This window comes from Ancylobacter rudongensis (assembly GCF_900100155.1).
Taxonomy (GTDB): domain Bacteria; phylum Pseudomonadota; class Alphaproteobacteria; order Rhizobiales; family Xanthobacteraceae; genus Ancylobacter; species Ancylobacter rudongensis.
In genome coordinates, this window is record NZ_FMTP01000002.1 from 438,363 (window position 1) to 457,549 (window position 19,187).

The window sequence follows — 19,187 nt, forward strand, 5'->3', positions numbered from 1 at the left end:
GCTGCCGGTTGAAGCTACCTGGAGCCGGACCTCACTTCCGAGCGAACGTGCCCAGTCCGTTCTCATCGAGATATTCGATGGTAACCGCACCAACACCTGTGCCTTCCTTGTGGAAGGTCGCGAGGGAGATGGAGCCGTCGGTCGCATTCTCGCTGGACGGTTCAAACGTGAAGGCGTCGCCGTCCCAATGCGCCAGCGCGTATTGCTTCGCCGCCGGACCGAGCCTTACCGCCAGCCCCTCTCCGCTCCGAACGATATCGAGGCTGCCATAATAGTCGCTTTGGTAGGTGCCGACATAATCCGAAAGTCTGGCGGCCGATGCCGGGTTGCTCGGCCGTTCCTTGCCAACGAGGCTGCCCAGCGGCCGATTCACAACCATCAGTCTGGGGCCATAAGCCGCCAGCCAGTCCCGCTCGATCTTGCCGAACTGCACCAGATCGGTGAATTCGGCGGCCAGCGCCTCCGGCGCCCCCAGGGGCCACGCATTGGTGAGCACTATGATGCCGACGCCTGCCGACGGAAGCATCGTGAATGCCGTAGCGGCGCCACTGGAGAAGGCGCCGGAATGGGAGAGTTGGACCCGACCTGCGGGGTTAATGCTCACATTGAAGCCGTAGCCATAAAAACCGGGCCGGGCGACGACGGCCGGCGAAGGGCTGGAGATCGTCTCGGCCAAGACCGCCGGCAGCAACGCAGTGGGGTCGATGACCGGCGTGCCGGCATAGGTGCCGCCCTGCAGTACCATGGCCATCCAGCGGGCCATGTCGTTGACCGACGAACTGACGCCGCCGGCCGGCGACTGCGCGTCGGGCTCGCGCTGATATTTGTGAACAAAGCTGCCATTCACCCGGACATGGTTCACGGCCTTGTTGGCGCGCTTGTCGAAATCGGCGAAGCGCGAACTGGTCGAGGTCATGCCCAGCGGCGTGTAGAGCACATCTTCGGAAAGCGCCGCCCAGTCCTTGCCTGCCGCTACAGCCACCGCTTCCGCACCCGCGGTAAAGCCGAAATTGGTGTAGGCATAGGAGATTCGGAACGGGTCCAGCGGCAGAAGACGCAGGCGCTCCAGCACCGCGCGCCGGTCAAAGCCGATATCCTCGAGAATGTCGCCGCCATGGTCCGGCAGACCGGAACGATGAGACATCAGATCGGCAATGGTGACGTGCTCGCTGACCCATTGGTCCTTCAAGCGGAACCAGGGCAGATGTTTGATGACCGGGGTTTCCCAGCTCACTGTGCCGGCGCCGACCTCGTGGGCGACGACCGTGCCGGCGACCGCCTTTGACAGTGAGGCCAGCTGGAACACGGTGTCGGCGTCCACTTTGCCCGGCTCGCCCACCTCGCGGATGCCGAAGCCCTTCGCGTAGACTGTCTTGCCGTCCCTCACCACAGCAACCGCCATGCCCGGAATTCCGGTTTTCTTCATCACGGCGTCGGCAAGACCGTCGAGTTGATTTACGGCCGCGTCGATCTGACCGTCAGGAATGGCAACGGCGGAGATGTACGGAGGCGGCGGAAGATCTTCGGCGTTTGCCGGCAAGACAGCGAACATAAGTGCCGATCCGACCGCAACTACACTACGTGTCTTCATCCAGCATTCCCCTGCCGTGTCTAAACATGAACCGCCGCTAAGGCGGACCCTCTCACCAGCTAACGCTAACACCGATGCGTCCTCCGATAGCGTGTCCCTGCTCGCTATCCACGCGCAGATCATAGTCCCCTGATGCGAACAGGCGCACGGTTTCGGATATCGTCATCGAAGTGTCGAGGCCAAGCTGCACCCATGTGCCGCCAAGGCCTGAATCGAAGGAAGCCGCATTGCTACCGGAGAGATCGGCAAATGTGACCTCCGTGCCGTCGCCGAAAGCGTGCCACAGGCTGGCCCGTGCCGCGCCGGTCAGCCTCGTGCCGCTCTCCAGCATCCATGCATGGCTGATACGGGCGCCGACGCGACCGAGAATATCGCTGGCCGCGTCGTAGTCGATCGAGCCGAAACTGTCGGTGCCACCCTCGAAGGATAGGCGCTGATAGATGAGCTGCGCCTGCGGCTCGATCGCCCAGCCGCCGCCAAGGTCGAACCGGTAGCCTGTCTCCAGCGAGGCGATCAGGCCGAAACCGTCCGTACTCAGTTTCTGCCCGAGGACTGAACTCGCATTTGCCTCGGCGAAAAAAGTGCCCTGGAGCACCGTGTCGATGTAGAGGCCGCCCTCCCGCGCATGCGTCCAGTAAGCGCCGAGCGAGTAAGCGTTCATCGACACCTTGCCGGCCGGACCGCCATAGACGGCATCGACGCTTCCGCGTGCCTCACCGGCACCGACATAGAAGCCGATGACATTCTGCACCGTTTCGCCTGGCTCCGAGACCGGAACGTCATATCCCGCCTGGAAGCCGGCAAGGTCGATGCTGTAGCTCGGGCCGTTGCTTAGGAAGCGATTGAGCTGGGTCGCGGGATTGCCGCCGCTGGAGCCTTGGCTGCCCGTCTCACCGAACAGGCGGGCCCAGCCCGAACCTGCGTGACCGTCAGGCTGGGCTGCTCGTGCGGCCGCGCGTTCGGCATAGGTACCAAGCATCGCCATGCTGTACTGCGAGGCAATCGCAGGGATGGCGGTATCGACGGCAACTTCCGGCCGCAGGTTCGGCAGCGCACCGGGCCCGGTGGCCCCCGCCTGAGTCGATCGCAGGAACCAGTCATCGGCCCCCGACGCGCCGCCGCGATAGAGGCCGAACTCGTAGGCGCCGCCAGCGACGCGACGACCAAGGGTGAAGGCGTCCGGATCGGTCTGGCCGCCATTGATCGTCTGGATCAGGCCGATGCCGTCGCCCGAGGTTGGGGCCACGGTGCCGTGCGACTGGACAATAATGCTCGTTTGACCCGTGGCCGTTCCGCCGTCGATGACGAGCCGGTCCGCAACCCCGGTGCCTGCGAAGGCGGCATTCATGAGCAGCGTGCCGTTGACTCCCTGATAGTCTTCGACGGTGAGGCTCTGGAAGAGGGCCGGCGATGCGCCAGCCGGCGGCGCGAATGCGATTGTGCTGTTGTCGTTCGTCAGCTGGTCGACCTGAGAGTTCACGGCGTTTCCAGCGGCAGGAAGCAGCCAGGTGCTGCCGTTCTGGAGCGCGAGGCTGATGCTGGCATCGTTCGAGCGGGTCATGGCACCGATCACCTGCGCGTTCGAGGCGATGAACCGCAGGTCCGTGCCGGCCGCGACCACCGCCGTGCCGCTCACTGCGGCAAGGGAGCTGTCGCTCATGGAAAGGTAGGCGGTCCGGCTGGTCGAAGCGCCCTCGATCGATATGGCGGCAACCGCCGCTGCCGCCTCTCCAGAGGCGAGCACGCTCGTTCCACTCAGATCGACCTGCCCGCCTTCGCCGATCACGATCGCATGCGCCTCGGCGCCGTGGGTTGTCACCGCGCTCTCATTTAGCGCGACCGCCGCACCGTCGCCCCATGCGAGAATGCCGACGCTGCCCGCCGCCTGCGTTTCGACCGTGAGGCGCGTGCCGAACAGCTGCGCCGAACCATCGCCACCAGTGACGCGCAGGCCGCTGCCGGCGCCGTTCAGACGGATGGAGCTGTCGACGAGGTCGACCGTGCCGTTCGGCTCGACCCAAACGCCGTCACCGCTGGTGAGGTTGATGTCGACACCAACACCGCCGATAGCGGCCGGCGCCTCACCGCCCGCATGCAGGCCGGCAAGGGCGCTGCCGGTGATGTTCACACGGTTCAACACGGCGCCTGAGTTGTCGCGCGCATCAATGCCGGTGCCGCTGACCTCGTCGCCGGTCAGCACGATGTTCACGTCGGTAAGGACAAGCGAGGCGATCCCGGTCTCGGCACGCAGGAACGCGCCGTCGCCGCCCGGCGACGCGGTGATGTCGCCGCCAAGGCCCAGCTCGACGCGTCCGCCGCTGCCGACGAAGATAGCGGGCACATAGTCCTGCATCGGCGCGAGTGCCACCCGCCCATCCGCGACCGCCGACCCGCCATTGGCAGCGTAGACGGCGGCGCGCGCACCGAAGGGTCCGCTCACCAGCCCGGTCCAGACTGTACCCGCTCCCACCACCGCGTTCGCGCCATCCGCCACCACCTGAATCTGGCCGGTCGGGGTCCAGCCGAGAATGGCCAGAAACTCCTTGAACAGATGCGCCGGCGCATCGGGATCGTCAGGATTGCTGGAGTTGATGAGGATGGTGATCGTGCGGTCGTTTGCCCGGTCATACATGACGAGCGCCTCGAACCCGAGGCCGTTGCCGGTATGGCCGATATAGCCGGAAATCTCGCCCGTGCCGAAGCCGTAGCTGTCATATTCGGGGCTTTGCGGATCGGTCTTGGTGGAGCCGAACGACTTCAACCGTTCGACGAAGTCACGCTTGCTCAGCAGCTCGCCGCTGCCAACCGCCTTCCCCCAGCGCTCGGCATCGGCGATGACGCCGACCAGCGCGCCCGAAGCGCCCGCACCGGTGGCGTTGAAGGCGGCGAGCGATTCCGGGCCGTTGCCGTCATCGAGGTCGATGTAGCCGACCGCGTTTGGCGTCGGCATCGAGCCGGCGCCCTGGTTGATCACCGAGCTCAGGCCAAGCGGGCCTGTCAGGCGGCGACTTACTTCGTCGGACCAGTCATTCCCGGTCGCGGCCGTGATGACCTCGCCGAGTAGGATCGTGTTGCTGTTGGAATACTCGTAGGAGGCGCCGGGCGTGAACTGCAGCGGCTCGGCGAAGGCGAAGGCGAGCAGCTCGCGCGCCGTCCATGCCTTGCTCGGATCGACGCCGAACTGTTCGGCGAAGGCGGCTGAGCTTGTATAGTTGAACAGGCCGGATCGCATCTGTGCGAGCTGGCGGATCGTCATGACGTCGCCGCCGGGCACGCCGTCGACATAGTCGCCGACCGGATCATCCAGGCCAATACGCCCCTCTTCCGCCAGCTGCAGGATGACCGTGGTCACGAACGACTTGGTGATGCTGCGATAGCCGAAATAGGTGTCTGCGGTGGGTGCAACGCCGTTGGCGACATCTGCGAGGCCGGAATTGGACGTCCAGCGAATGTCGCCCTGCCGGATCGCGACCGAGGCTCCCGGGATTCGCTTTTCGATCAGGGCCTGATCGATGGCGGCCTGAAGCTGCGCCGCGGTGGTTGAATCGTCCCATGGCGCGCTGCCGACAGGGGCCTGCGCCAGCGCGATCGTGCCATGAGCGGAGAAGATCAGGAGAGCCGCAAGCCGGGAGAGGCGCCGGTTCTTCTTCACAGCCGAAATGTCGTTCAATACCCGCCCCCGAGCGTTCGGGCACGGCAGCCCATCACAGGCGGCTCAGGGTATCGACCCACGATTGGGCGGCAATCGTCGGAGCGTCCCAAATCACGGCGCCGGGTCTCAGCGCTTGGGCAGTCAGCCCCCCCGACACGGATGCCGCGCCTCGCCGAGCCAGGGCCGCGGCCCGCCTTCTGTGAGCCAACGATCCGGCTACGCGTCTCAATATTCGTCCTGGTGTATCAGCTGGCCCGCCGAGGTAAAAATACCGTTGCGTCGCCGGCAGCGATGATGCTTTCCAGTTGAAATGAGGATGCATCGCAGCGTGCCGTGAGCACTCTGCGTGGATCCGCGTGGAAATACATTGGCTGCCGGAATCCGCGCAGCTGAACCCATGATCCATGCCTCGTAATGCTATGGAAGCTGCCGATGTCCCCGCTCCACAATCGCCGCCGCCCTCTGAACGCGAATGCGACGGCGCTTCTCGGCCAAACGTTTCTATCCTGCAACTTTGGCCGCACGCTGCCCGCGCTGCTTCTGGCTCTGGGGCTGGGCGTAGTGGCGGCGCCGGCGCAGGCGGCGAATTTCAATGTCGCCAATGAGGCCCAGCTGGCCGACGCCGTCGCGAAGGCGGCCAATGGCGACACCATTACGTTTACGGCCGATATCGAGCTCAGCGCCAAGGGCAAGGCCGGCACCATCACGACCAATGTCACCATCAACGGCAATGGCCACAAGCTGCTCGGCAAGGCGGGGGCAAACGCCAACGGCCTCTATGTCCAGTCCGGCACGGTGACGATCCAGAATCTCGATCTGTCCGGCCTGACCACCAAGGGAACGAGTGGCGGAAATGGCGGCGGCGGCGGCGGCGGCGGGGCTGGGACGGGCGCCGGACTTTTTGTCGGAGCGGCAGCGAATGTGACCCTCGCCAACGTGGCCTTGCAGAATAACAGCGCCGTCGGCGGCAATGGCGGCGTTGGAGTCACGGAGTATGGACGGACGACGGCACAGGGCGGTGGGGGCGGCGGCAGTGGCCCCAATGCAGGCAACGGACAGACATCCAGTGGCGGCGCCGTGGGGCATGGCGGCCCTATCGGGGGCGGCGACGGCAATGGCGGGAATGGCCAGTGGGGTGCTGGCGGCGGCGGTAGTGGCAGTGTCGGAGCCGCAAAGGGCGGCAATGGCGGGTTCGGCGGCGGTGGCGGCGGCGGCCAGGACAACAATATCGGCACCGGAGGATTTCTGGGTGGAAACGGCGGCGCGGGCAGGGCTGCCGGAGGCACGAGCAGTAACTGGTATAATGGCGGCGGCGGCGGCGGCGCCGGCATGGGCGGCGCTGTCTTCGTTCAGGATGGTGGGAAACTCTCCGTCACCGGAACGTTGACCATTATTGACAACAGCGTTGCCGGGGGAACCGGCGGCAGCAGCACAGCGGGAGCCGGAGGGAACGGCGCCGCCGCCGGTGCCGGCCTTTTCCTTGCCGGCAATGGCACCCTTGGTCTCTCTTCCGTGGCCGGCGAGACGCAGACGATTTCCGACGCCATCACCGATCAGACCGGCGCTGGCGGCACCGGGGCGAATGCGGGCAGCTGGGGGCTGGTGAAGACCGGTGCAGGCACCCTCACCCTCACCGGCGCCAACAGCTACACCGGCGGCACGACGGTGAGCGGCGGCGTGCTGCGCGGCAATTCGACAAGCCTGAAGGGTGGCATCGTCAACAATGCCAGCGTGGTGTTCGACCAGACTGCCGCCGGGATCTATGCCGGCAGCATGTCCGGCACCGGCGCGCTGACCGTTACCGGGGGCAAGCTGACCCTGACCGGCGCCAACACCTATACGGGCCTCACTTCGGTGACCGGCAGCGGAACGCTCGACGTCACCGCCGCCAACACGCTCGCGGCGGCGAGCACCGTCGCACTCGACAATGGCGCGCTGCTGATTGGCAGCGGGGTCGGCATCAGTAACGCCATCACGGTGACGAATCGCGGCGGCCTCGGCTCAAATGGCGGCATCGCGACGGTGAGCGGCGTCATCAGCGGCTCCGGGGCGCTGGACGTGAATGCCGGCACCGTTGCTTTGGCGGCCAACAACACCTTCAGCGGCGGCCTGAACGTCACCGGCGGCGCGACGGCGCTTTTCACCGCCGATGCCAATCTCGGAGCCGCCGGCGGATCTGTCACCGTGACAGACGGCGGCATGGTCGGCGCGGCGGCGAATGCGGCGGCGAATTTCGAGACGAACCGCAACCTGACCGTCACCGGCACGGGGGGCATTTCCGGCGCGCAACACGCCGTGAATTGGAAGGGCGCCGTCGGCGGCGCCGGGACTCTCGTCGTCAGCGGTGCCAATGTCGTGGAACTCAGCGGGACCAACACCTATTCCGGCGGAACCTCGATCCAGGGTGGCGCACTGAAGGTCGATTCCGACGCACGGCTCGGCGACCTCGCGGGCACGCTGGCCTTTTCCAACAATGGCCGCCTGCTGGCATCCCAGTCCTTCACGACCGGACGTGACATCAATGTGGGAACGGGCGGAGGCGGGTTTGAGCTGGGTGCAGGGACGACCCTCGGCCTGAGCGGCACAATCACCGGCGGCGTCGTCAATCAGACGGGCCAGGGCACGCTCGTCGTCACCGGCGCGAACTCCAACGCCGGCTTCGCGAATTATGGCGGCACGCTTGAGGGCAGTTCCGCCACGCTCGGGCGGGCCATCCGGTTCGATAGCGATGTCTCCAACACCAATTCCCGCACCGTGGTCTTCGCGCAAGCCACGGACGGCACGTTCACCGGTAATATCGGGAGCACCGGCTCCACCCCGGGTCTTGGCAATGTCGTCAAGACCGGCGCCGGCAAGCTCACCCTGATGGGCGAGAGCAACTTCAAGTCCCAGGTGGCCGGTACGGCGGAATTCCAGGTGCAGGAAGGCACCTTGCAGGGCAACAGCAAGAGCCTCGCCGGCAATATCGAGAACAATGCGGCGCTGATCTTCGATCAGTCGTTCGATGGCACCTATGCCGGCGCGATCACAGGCACCGGGTCTGTGACCGTCAGTGGCGCCGGCAAGCTCACTCTTGACGCTGCCAGCACGATTGCCGGCGCCACCTCCGTCACCGGCGGCGGCATCCTCGTCACCACGACCGCCAGCAATTTCGGCGCCTCCTCGACCCTCGGCCTCAACGGCGGCACGCTGATGCTTGGCACGGGAGCGACCGCGTTCAACAAGGCGGTCACGGTCACCGGCATTGGCGGCATCGCTGCAACGGGCGGCACCACCCCGAACAACGCCGTCGCGACGATGAGCGGCGTCATCAGCGGCGCCGGCCAGCTGGACGTCAACAGCAACACCGTCATTCTGGCGGCGAACAACACGTTCACCGGCGGCCTGCGCGTCATCGGCAGCAATGCCCAGGCGCTCTTCACCACCGACGCCAATCTCGGAGCGGCCGGTCAGGCGATCACGCTACAGAATGGCGGCGTCGTCGGAACAACGGCTGATGCCGCGCCCAATCTCACCATGACCCGCAACCTCAACATCATCGGCTCGGGGGGGCTCTCCTCCGCGCTCCATCCGCTGGTCTATGCCGGCACCATCAGCGGCAACGGCACCTTTATTAAGTCCGGCGGCGGTATCGTGAACCTCACCGGTACCAATAACGCAACGGGCGGCACGGCGGTGCGCGCCGGCACGCTGCAGGTTGCCTCCGACGATAAGCTGGGTGCGGCGGGCGCAGGGCTGGAGCTTTCCGAGAACGGGCACCTCTGGGCGACCGAGAGCTTCACCACCTCGCGGGACATCACCCTCGGCGGAGTCGCGGGCGGTGGCTTCCAGCTCGACAGCGGCACCACGCTCACCCTCACGGGCGCGATCAGCGGCACCACACTCAGCCTGCTGGGCACCGGCACGCTCGTACTCAACGGCACCAGCACCTATGCCGGCATCACCAACAGCGGCGGCACCATCATAGGCAACACCGACACGCTGAAGGGCGACATTATATTCGACTACAATGCAGGCAATACCAACGCCCGCTCGATCGTCTTCCAGCAAGACGCAGTCTACAGTATATTTGCGGGCAACATCACAGGCCTCGGCACCGAGACAGGGTACGGCACCGTTGTGAAGACCGGCGCGGGCACCCTCGTCCTGACCGGCGAGACCAAGTTCGCGGGGCTGGCCGACGGCTACGCCTTCGATGTGCAGCAAGGTTATCTTGAGGGTTCAAGCAAGAATCTCGTCGGCAAGATCCATATCGCCGAAGGAGCGGAGCTGACCTTCAAGGAGATTGTCGACGGCACCTATGCAGGCGGTCTTGAAGGCGAAGGCCAGCTCGCCAAGAACGGCGAGGGGACGCTCATCTTCAATGGCATCAACAGCGCCCTTGGCGGGACCACGATCAATACCGGCACCCTCGTCCTGAACGGCACCCTGAACACGGCCGGCGAAGGCACCACTGTCTGGGGCACCCTTGCCCTGAACGGCACCCTGAACAGCGCCGGCGACGGCACTAACATCGAATATGACGGCCTCCTCTCCGTGAATGGCACGCTGAACGGCGACGTGTCTGTCAACAAGGGTGGCACGCTTGAGGGAAGCAGCCGGATCAACGGCAAGGTCACCAATAAGGGTGGCAAGATCAACCCCGGCAACTCCATCGGCCACATCACGATCAACGGCGATTTCGAATTCGACGATGGCGAGATGGTGGTGGAGGTGAATGCCGAAGGCGAGAGCGACCGCGTCATCGTCGTCGGCGCCGGCCATACGGCGACCATCACCGCCGGCACCCTCAGCGTCATAATGGAGCCCGGCGACTACACGCCCGGCACCATCTATACCATCGTCACCGCCGAGGGCGGGGGCACGGCGCATTTCGACTCCATCACCGGCGGCACCGCTTTTCTTTCGCCCGAATTGTTTTCGGACCCGCAGAACCTCTACCTCACCCTCGATTTCGCAGCTGACGCCTTCCGGTCCGCCGGTGTCACGGCCAACCAGCAGGCAGTCGGCAGCATCCTCGATCTGGTGAATGCCAGCGGCAGTGCTCCAGCCCTCGTCAACGCGCTCGCCAACGTGCCTGTTGGCTCCGGCGCCGCCGCGCTGCAGCAGCTCAGCGGCCAGCCCTATGCCGACTTCGCCACGGTGAACATGCGCGGCAGCCAGCTGTTCATGAACACGGTGGGCCGCCAGATGGCGAATGATCGCGGCGCGGGCCTTGGCGGCGGGCAGAGCGTCGCTCTCGATGCGCCGGGCCTCGACGGCCAGTCACGCTTCAGCGCCTGGGTCAGCGCCATCGGCACCAAGGGCAGCGTCGACGGCAATGGCAACGCCGCCGATCTCTCCTATTCGCTGGGCGGCACCGCTTTCGGCATCGGCTATCGGGTCGATCCGCGCGTCCAGATCGGCATCGCCGGCGCCTATGTCGGCGGCTCGCAGTCGGTCGACGGCTTCATGGGCGACGGCAACACGGAGGCGGGCAGCGTCGCCCTGCACGGCTCCTTCGCGGAAGGCCCGCTCTATGTCGACGGTCTGCTCGGCTATGCCTATGCCAGCAATGATCTGGAGCGCAAGATCGCGGTACCGGGCGTCTTTGGCATCGCCAATGGCGCCTCATCCTCCAACCAGTTCCTCGGCCAGATCGAGACCGGCTACCGCTTCCCCATCGACGCCAGCTCCACCAGCACGATCACGCCGTTCGGCCGTCTGCAGGTGGTGAGCGTCAATCAGGGCGGGTTCACCGAAACCGGCTTCAGCGATTTCAATCTCACCGCGAGCGGGCAGACCCTGACCTCGGTACGCACCACGCTGGGCGCCGATTTCAGCACCCGGCTCGACGTCGGAGGCACGGCGGTGGAACTCAGCACCCGGCTCGGCTGGGTGCACGAGTTCGGTGACACCACCCGCCCATTCACCGCGGCCTTCACCGCCGCGCCCTGGGCGTCGTTCACCGTGTACGGAGCGCCGGAGCCGCGCGACAGCGCCCTCATCGGTGTCGGCGCGCAGGCCCAAATCCTGGAAAATACGACGCTGTTCGCCAGCTACGACGCGGAACTGGGCGGCGGCAGCGACAACCATCAGCTCTGGGGCGGCATCCGCTTCTCGTGGTGAGCGGGATGCGGGACTACTGTTTTGGCGGTTCCGCATATCCCGGCGTCAGCGCTGCTGCGGCGCGGGCTCAACTGAACTGGTCGCGCCACTCGCTGGGCGAGACGCCGAACCGGCTACGGAACAGCCTTCCGAACGAGGACGCATCCTTGAAGCCGCAATCATAAGCAATGACCGATATGCTTCGGCCGGTGGCCGCCTCGATCAACTTGCGCGACATTGCGAGCCTTACCTCGCGAACGGTATCCATGATCGTCGCGTCGTGCTGCGTGAAGGCCCGGTAAAGGGTCGCGCGCGAGCATCCGAGCGCCCGAGCGATCGCTTCGGGGGAGAGGTCGATCATGTTGTAGTGGGATTGGATATAGCGCTTTGCCGCAAGGAAGAGTGCGTTCGCGTCGGCCACACGCGAGCCGTTCAAATCGCGCCCTATGCGCTGGAGCAGGAGCAGCGCCAGCGTGTGAAGTGCGTCGAGCGCGGTCGCCATCTCCTTTGGCTCGAGATGCTCGGCATGGCGATCGAGGCCCAGCATTTGCTCACGGACCATGACGCCAAGCGGGATCGTGTCGAGCGGCAGGAAAAGGCCAGGAATGCTACCGCCTAGAGCTTCGAGCGCCTTGGCACGCGGAAGAAGAAGATAAATCTCCCTCCCCGAACTCCAATGATAGCGCATGGGACGTGTCGCATCATAGGCGGCGAGCCGGCCATGCGGCGAGATCGACTGCGCGCCGCCGAGGCTCTCCAGCCCGAGTTCGCCTACCGGCCTCATTGAAATCACAACGGCATCGCCTGCGCCGCTGAGGCTGGCGGCCCGCGAGAATACCGTCCTGTGCTCAGATCCTTCCTGGCTGGCGAACACACCCATCTCGCCGCTGACCGATCGCTTGATGGCGAACAAGTCGGCCTCCCCGGCAGGGGGGGGCTCAAGATCGACGACACTGTAGGCCGTCTCGCGCCAGGCATCGAAGCGCTCGGATAGGTCGAAGTCCGAGGTGGATAGCCTCTTCAGGCGGTAGAGACCAGTATCGCCCTCCTGCGGGAATACCATTTTGACATGAGCCCTGCCCCTCCGCTCGCTCATCGAAACAAGGCTCCCTCTTTAGCGCAAAGATGGTGGCGGGCAGCATGTCCACGCAGCCATGGATCGGCCTATATCAGGCGATTGTTTGCCTGATATTTGAAAGCAAACATCGTTGGGTGGGCGACGCTGTTGCGCGGGATGCCGTTCTCGGCACATTTGGGCCGATCTCGCCCATCCGTTGCGCGGTCGCAGGGAAACGACAGCGCACATGCATGCCCTAACGGCATGGGCCGAAGGTCAGGCTTGGGACATTCTGGTATCGTGTGTTTTCGGGACTGTATGCCGTGCCGACCGGCAATCGGAGGCGAGTGCGGATGGAATCAAAAATGCTGCCGACGGACCGCCTTTTCTTCGGCGACATCGTACTGGATGAGACGTGCCTGTTCGCCCATCGCAACGGGGAGGAGATTCGATTCACGCGCAGCGAGCGCGCACTCCTTCTTGTGCTGTCCCGGAATCCGCATCGCCTGATGCAGCGCAGCCAGTTGCTCGACGCGATCGCGCCAACCCAATCCGATGCGTCCGACCGCAACGTTGACTTTCTCGTCAATCGCCTGCGCACCAAGCTCGGCGATAACGCTCGGTCGCCAAGATTCATCGCCACGCAATATGGCGAGGGCTATGTCTGGATCGCCGCGAAACTGCCGGCCGTTGCACCGAAGCACGATCCGACGCCGGTCAGCGGATTTCTGGCGATAGCGGCTGTCATTCCACCGCATGACAAGCACCTTGCCGAACGTGCCGAGGTCATTACCGGTCAAATGCGCGACATGATAGCGGGCCGGCTCAGCACCGACGAGAGCGTGATCGTCGTGAAGCGCGACGAGGGCACGGTGATGCAGGCGATGCGCTATGTCCTGAAGGTGAGTTTCCAACACAGCGGGAATCGGTTGGATTGCACCGCCACCCTGCGCGAGGGGCCGTCACGGCGCATTATCCGGGCCTTCCGGCTCGAGTTCGGTGACGCCGACATGGCCTCGTTCGCGCCGGTGGTGGAACGCGCCTCGATCGGCATCAGCGAGGCGTTGCAGCGCAACTTGGCAGAGGCCTCGGAGGGGCTTGGCACGCCCGTTGACCAACCGCACGAAATCCGCCAGCTCAAGGCGTCAACCCTGCTGTCGGCGTCCAATCCCAAATGGCTGGAGAAGGGCCGGGAGCTGCGCGACGCGCGGACGCAGAATCCTGCAAGCGCCGACATTGCCCTGCAATGGTGCCTGCATCTTTTTGCGCGCCTTGTCCTCGCCAATCCCTTCACCGGCATAAGCCGCGACGAGCGCGACGAAATCGAGAACGAGATCGAGGCGACGGTGCTGGACTGCCTACCGCTCATCGACACCAACCCGCTGCTGGTGCTGACTGCCGCGAAGCTGCTCTATTTCGTCGACCGCGGCCATCTCGAGCTTGCCGAGGATCTTGCGGACAGGGCCTTCGCTCATATGGGAGACTCTCCCGCCGCGCTGCCCGTGCTCGGGCAGCTGCGGCAGGCACGCGGCGACTTCGCTGCTGCGGTAGCGTTCTTCGATCGCGGCATCGCGATGGCGGACCCCGATTCCGCCTTCGAGTTGCACATGCGCGTCCTCAAATACATCGCACTGCTGGCGGCAGGCGACCGCGAGGCGCTGCACGTGCCGGCGGCGTTCTTTCACGAGAGCCCGCATTCGACGCCGGACCTCAGTGTGATGGTCACCGTTCTGATCACGCCCGCCAGCCAAGAACTGCCGAAGGCGGTCACCGACGTTCTGAAAGCGGCCGGCCACCAGGGCGCACGGAACGCGATCGAATACACCTACATGACGTCGGTGCGGCATCTGACCTCGGTGCCGGCGCGCGCCAATATCATGCAGGGGCTCGTCAGCCATCTGACCCGGCTGCATGGCAAGGATGTAGTTACGCCGTTCGTGCGTGTGGGGGCGGGTCTACCCGTACCTTCTGATCAGGTTGTTCCGGCGAGTGCCTGATCGGGTGTCCCTCGGGCGAGGCTACCATGGGGCCTGTGGAGATTGCACCAGGCCAGCCATCGGGGCAGGTCGGCGGCGCCGCGCCGAGCGCTTCATCCAGACACTGCTGCGCGAATAGACCTACGCTATCCCGTTCACGTCTTCAGATTGGGCGCGCCGGGCGGCCTCACGCATCCGTGCCGAACGCCTCTTCTTCCGGCTGCCGCGACAGCGTCCAGGCGACGATCAGGCTCTGCACGGCGAATACCGTGACCCAGGCCGGACTGCCGCCGAACAGGTCGGCCGGCGTGGCACGGACGAAACGATGGGCCTGATCCGGCTGCGGAAGCAATCGCAGCCCCGCTTGAATGGCATCCATGTCGAAAATGTCCGCCAGCCGCGGCGACGAGCTGGCGCGCAGCCTCGCCGCCAGGGCCAGAAGATCCACCCTGTGGTCCGCATAGCGCACGAAGCGGTCGTCGAACAAACCGACCTTGTGGCGCGCAAGCCGCACCCGTTCGGGCAAGATGCCCCGCATGGCGCGGCGGAAGGGTTGCCGTGCCTGCCCATCGGCGAGGAACAGGTGAACCGGCAAGGACAGCACGAAATCAACAATCCGGCGGTCCAGCAGGGGAAAGCTGGCCGCGAGCCCGTGGCGGGCCGCCAGAAGAGCGTAATAGGTGCAGCGCGAGGGAATGTGGTGGTCGGCAAAAGCCCGCACACGGTCGGCCGGCTTGTTGCTGTGGAGAACGGGCGGCATGCGCCGGCTCAATACCTCTTGCCGGATCGACGCCGCCAGATAGCGGATCCCCCCGTGCACCGGGTCCGCTATCCCGACGTGCCGGCGCCGACGCAGGCGCAGGCCGGCCGGCAGAAGGGGATTGATCAGCCGTCCACGGATGGCGCGCGGAAGCGAAACGCCATCGCTCTTCGCGCGTGCCGCCAGTTCGCGCGCCAGGGTTGGCAGGCGTCCCGTCCGCAGGAGCGCGACGTAGAGGTTGGCGCCGTTATAGCTCGCCCCCTCGTCACCGCCCACGCCACTGAGAAGCCGGTCGGCGCCGAAGGCGGCCGCGGCAGCCATCATCTCGTCATCCGCACCGCCGATCACGCTTCCCGGCCAGTCGGCATCCTCGGCCCGCCCTGGCATCGGCAGCATGTCGTCGACCTGCCGATGGACGATGTCGGGTTCCTGCGCAAGCACGGCGGCGATCATCGGCCGCTCGTCCTGCTCCGGAGGGCCCAGTGCCATGGGCGCGAGGCTGCTGAGGGCGAGCACCTTGCCCGCGTGGTGGCGGGCGTGCCGTGCGGCCAGCACGGTGATGGCGGAACTGTCCAGTCCGCCGGTCAGATGGCAGGCCACCGGACCCGCCGCCGGCATGCGGGCGGCAACCGCCTCCCGCACCAGGCGTTGCAGCGTCTCCGCCGCCTGTTCAGGCGTCCCGCGCCAGCGCCCCACCCGCGCGGGGCTGGGGCGATAGGCCCGGTGCGGACGGGGCGGCTCATCGTCCCCTAGCCGGACACACAGGCTGTGTCCGGCCTCAAGATAGGCGATCTCGGCGAAGCCCGTGGCGGGTCCCGTGAAATAGGTCTGCACAACCTTGGCCGCCACCGCGGCCTTGTCGATGGAGGCGGGAGCGAGGCCGGCGCCGTGCAGTCCCTTGGGCAGGCTTGCGAAGGCGAACCAGCGGCCCGGCTGGAACGTCCAGGCCAGCGGCCTGACGCCGATGTAATCGCGTCCCAGCCACAGCTCCTCGGCCTCGCGACGCCAGAGCGCCACGGCGAAATCGCCATCGAGATGGTCGGGAAAATCAGCGCCGTGACGGCCAATCGCAGCCAGTAGCGCCGCCTCTTGCGTCTCGTCCGGGCGATCCAGCCGAAGGTCGGAGGCGATCACCCAGCCATCCCGTTCCACCACTCCAGCGCTGCCGCCGCCGAAATCGATAACGGCCAGCCCCAGCGATCGCTCCAGCCGGCACGACACCGCCGGCGTCAGGCCGGGGCCGGTCATCGCGGCCGCCATCCGGTGCAGGACGGCGTCCGTCGCCGCCGCACCGTCGAGGCGAAGCATGCCGCAGATGAGGCGCATGCTCAGGCGTCCATCAGCAGGCCGCGCGCGCGCAGGTTCGCCAGGAACCCGGCGACCTCACGCTGGCAGTCCTCCGCCGAGACATCGAACTCGGCTACAAGACGGGCCACCAGCCCGGCCTCGTCAATCGGATCGGCCAGCAAGTCCCAGATATGCGCAGCCACCGGATTGAGGCCGTGGTAGCGGCCGGTCGCGACACTCAGCAGCAAGGTGGTCTCTTCCATCGGCGCCGCGAAGACATCGCCATTTCGGCGCAACAGCCGTCCCATGTTTTCCCCCTCTTAGTCGATACGGTTCGGTCCGCCTTCGAGCCGTGTCACAGTGGTCAACCTTCCGGACGGTAGCCGAGCCGCGCCATGACCGGGGCGAAACGGTCCTCGATGGTACGAACCTGCGAAGCCGTCAGCACGTCCCGCCATTCCCCCACCCGGCCGGAGCGGAAAAAGCGGACCTGTCCCGGAAGGCTCTCCCGGAAGCCCTTGGTGGCCTCCTGCCGCTGCAGTTCATCAAGGCTGGAATGGGCGACGGCCCGCTGGATTTCCGCTTCCGTCACCCGCCCGCCGAGGAACTCGACGATGCCCCCCAGTGTTCCCGCCGTATCCTCGCGCAAGTCCTCGTACCGCACGACTTTCGTGCGCACGAGGGTTTGGCCGGTCCATTCCAGAACGTGGCCGGCCCAGTCGCCGACGCGCGAACGAAGCTGCACTCGGCTGCTGAGGCGGAAATCGGGGTCGTTCATCGCCGCGATGGTGGCTTCCAGCGACAGGCTGGCGTGATGATGCAGCGAAACAGCCACATCGCGCGGGTCGCGCACCATGTAGAGGGCGCCCAACGCCCGCATTCCCAGGATGGGGCGCCCGGACCGGTCCGTGAAGCGGTCATGCGTCTTGCAGAAAAACGGCACCGTCAACCGGCCGGCCACGAAGTCGCATTGCAAGGGGCGAAGCCGCTCGATGTCCTGCTCGTCCAGCAAATCGGGCTCGACCAGCAGGTCGTCGGCGAAGCGCCAGCGCCCCAACAGCGTGAACGGTTCGGCAAGATTGTTGATGTCCGCCGGCTGGGCCTTGCCCGCGGCCAGATTGGCCAGAAGCACACGCACCCAGGTGTTGCCGGATTTGGGATAGGAGGCGAGCCAGACCAGCCCTGGGGGAAAGAACGCCATCGTCTATCCCGAGCCCAGCCGGTCCCAGTGGCTGCGAAGCTGGGTCACGGTCTCCTGAAGGCGGGCAAGTTCGCGCGGCCGACGCAGAGAGAAGACCGGGATGCGGGAAAGGAGGGCCGCCGTCCGCAGCGCAAGCATGCCGTGCCCGCAATAAGCCTGTGCGAGTTGCCGACGATAGGTGTGATGAAGCAGAGACTGGGCCGCTTCAAGGGTTGGCAGGCGGTCGATGCCGGGCGGAAAAGCCGTGTCAGCATCCGCCAGCATGTAGACGGCCGCCAGCGGCACGGATTCCGGCGCGTTGTCGGGCATCGGTGGAGCGACATGGAACTTCTCCAGCCGCCGCCGCACCCGCGCGCCGACCGCGTCGGAGAGCCCGACCTGGTCGATACTGTCGGCATAGAGGCGCAGCGCCCGGCCATCCGAATGGATCATCGGAGGCCGGTCGCCGTTCTCTTCCACTGCGCAGACATCGTCCGCCAGGATGTCGCAGCCCGACCGCATCAGGGCCGCGGCAAGCGTCGACTTCCCGGCCCCGCTCTGTCCGCAGAAAAGGAAGGCACGCCCGTCGCGGACCACTGCCGATGCATGCAGCAGCAAACCTTTGCGCTGGTATAAAATTGCGCCGAGAGCCGTGCCGGTAACGAAGACGAGAATGTCGTCCAGGGAGGTGACCGGGGCCGGGCAAACGGTAATGCGCTGCCCGTCTTCACACAGGAAACGACCGATATCCGGCAGATCCAGCAGGAAAGCCTGGTCATTTGCCATCCAGGTGGCCCCCCGGTGGGTGGGGTGATCCAGGCAAGACGGCACATGGCCGACATCAATCACCACATCGACCGGCCCTTCCCCTGCCGGATCGACCTCCATCCTCGCGGGCAGGGCGATCTCGGAAGACACGCGCAGTCCCGATAAGCGGTAGTGGTAACGAGGCGCCGACGAACTCGCAGTCATCCGGCCTGATTGCCTGCATCGTAAGATATTGGCAAGAGATTCCACCCAATCTCGCCAGTCATATTTATTATCTTTCGTAGGGAAAGGTACTATATTATCCCCTTCGGCGAAATCCAAAAGGCCGTGTCAGGGCCAGTCGAAGCGGGACCATTTCTAACATTAATTACAATATATTACGGGCATTCAACGAGTCGGACGGAAGATAACATTTAATCGGTGGCTGTATCCCCGCACCGCGCCCATCTCGTTTGATGATGTGGCGTTTCACTGCTATCGTCGGCATGTAAAATGCTATGAAGTGAAGGTCATCCGATGGAAATCGATATCGCTACGGCTCAGGCACACGCGACAGCCAAAGAAGCCACCGGGCGCCGGGCATGGCACCCGCCGGTGATCGAGGATGCGGACATCAGTGCGCTGACCAACGGAGGCGGCACATCCGGCGTGGAAGGCACTAGCTTTCTGAAGCCGGGATCCTGAAGCCATCGGCGCCGCCGGGAGCGTTCGACTTCCGGGCGCCTCTCGGCCGCCGCCTCTGTCGACTCTGAACCGATATTGGCACGGCCTGCCCTGGACCGGGCGGGGCTGGACGTCCGGCAACGACCCGGTTTTAGCCGATCTGCGG

General features: G+C 65.4%; 10 protein-coding genes. 3 read left to right on the plus strand and 7 right to left on the minus strand.

Going from position 1 to position 19,187, the window contains the following annotated elements; all coding sequences use genetic code 11:
* Window positions 1-31 precede the first annotated feature (31 nt).
* Together BLO63_RS07065 and BLO63_RS07070 are read right to left on the minus strand one after the other, a co-directional pair.
* On the minus strand, window positions 32-1,552 hold the full coding sequence (locus tag BLO63_RS07065; RefSeq protein WP_244517704.1) for a serine hydrolase: 1,521 nt from the start codon (window positions 1,550-1,552) through the stop codon (window positions 32-34).
* Window positions 1,553-1,643: 91 nt separating this feature from the next.
* A complete protein-coding gene (locus BLO63_RS07070) occupies window positions 1,644-5,261 on the minus strand; it encodes an autotransporter outer membrane beta-barrel domain-containing protein (RefSeq protein WP_091438176.1) in 3,618 nt (1,205 codons plus the stop codon).
* Between the two features lie 414 nt (window positions 5,262-5,675).
* On the opposite strand from BLO63_RS07070, the gene BLO63_RS07075 reads away from it, so the two are divergent.
* Window positions 5,676-11,351, plus strand: a complete 5,676-nt coding sequence (locus BLO63_RS07075) for an autotransporter domain-containing protein (RefSeq protein WP_091438179.1) — start codon at window positions 5,676-5,678, stop codon at window positions 11,349-11,351.
* A gap of 67 nt (window positions 11,352-11,418) precedes the next feature.
* On the opposite strand, the gene BLO63_RS07080 is transcribed toward BLO63_RS07075, so the two are convergent.
* Entirely contained in the window at window positions 11,419-12,243 is an 825-nt protein-coding gene (locus BLO63_RS07080; protein ID WP_244517706.1) for an AraC family transcriptional regulator, read from the minus strand.
* A 509-nt stretch (window positions 12,244-12,752) separates the two neighbouring features.
* Here BLO63_RS07080 and BLO63_RS07085 point away from each other — a divergent pair.
* Window positions 12,753-14,384 carry a winged helix-turn-helix domain-containing protein gene (locus tag BLO63_RS07085; protein ID WP_162841778.1) on the plus strand — a complete coding sequence of 544 codons (1,632 nt, stop codon included), beginning with the start codon at window positions 12,753-12,755 and terminating at the stop codon, window positions 14,382-14,384.
* 166 nt (window positions 14,385-14,550) lie between these two features.
* On the opposite strand, the gene BLO63_RS07090 is transcribed toward BLO63_RS07085, so the two are convergent.
* From BLO63_RS07090 to BLO63_RS07105, 4 genes are read right to left on the minus strand one after another with little or no spacing between them, the layout of a single operon-like run.
* On the minus strand, window positions 14,551-16,449 hold the full coding sequence (locus tag BLO63_RS07090) for an asparagine synthase-related protein (RefSeq protein ID WP_091438186.1): 1,899 nt from the start codon (window positions 16,447-16,449) through the stop codon (window positions 14,551-14,553).
* Between the two features lie 2 nt (window positions 16,450-16,451).
* Window positions 16,452-16,718 (minus strand): PqqD family protein, encoded by a 267-nt coding sequence (locus tag BLO63_RS07095; RefSeq protein WP_091438188.1) that lies wholly within the window; start codon window positions 16,716-16,718, stop codon window positions 16,452-16,454.
* A gap of 56 nt (window positions 16,719-16,774) precedes the next feature.
* On the minus strand, window positions 16,775-17,611 hold the full coding sequence (locus tag BLO63_RS07100) for a sulfotransferase domain-containing protein (RefSeq protein WP_091438191.1): 837 nt from the start codon (window positions 17,609-17,611) through the stop codon (window positions 16,775-16,777).
* Window positions 17,612-17,614: 3 nt separating this feature from the next.
* Complete coding sequence (locus tag BLO63_RS07105; RefSeq protein WP_143007058.1) at window positions 17,615-18,508, minus strand: hypothetical protein; 894 nt, start codon at window positions 18,506-18,508, stop codon at window positions 17,615-17,617.
* Between the two features lie 366 nt (window positions 18,509-18,874).
* Here BLO63_RS07105 and BLO63_RS21095 point away from each other — a divergent pair, with 366 nt between their 5' ends.
* Window positions 18,875-19,042, plus strand: coding sequence for a hypothetical protein (locus BLO63_RS21095; RefSeq protein ID WP_162841779.1), 168 nt, complete (start codon window positions 18,875-18,877; stop codon window positions 19,040-19,042).
* Window positions 19,043-19,187 lie beyond the last annotated feature (145 nt).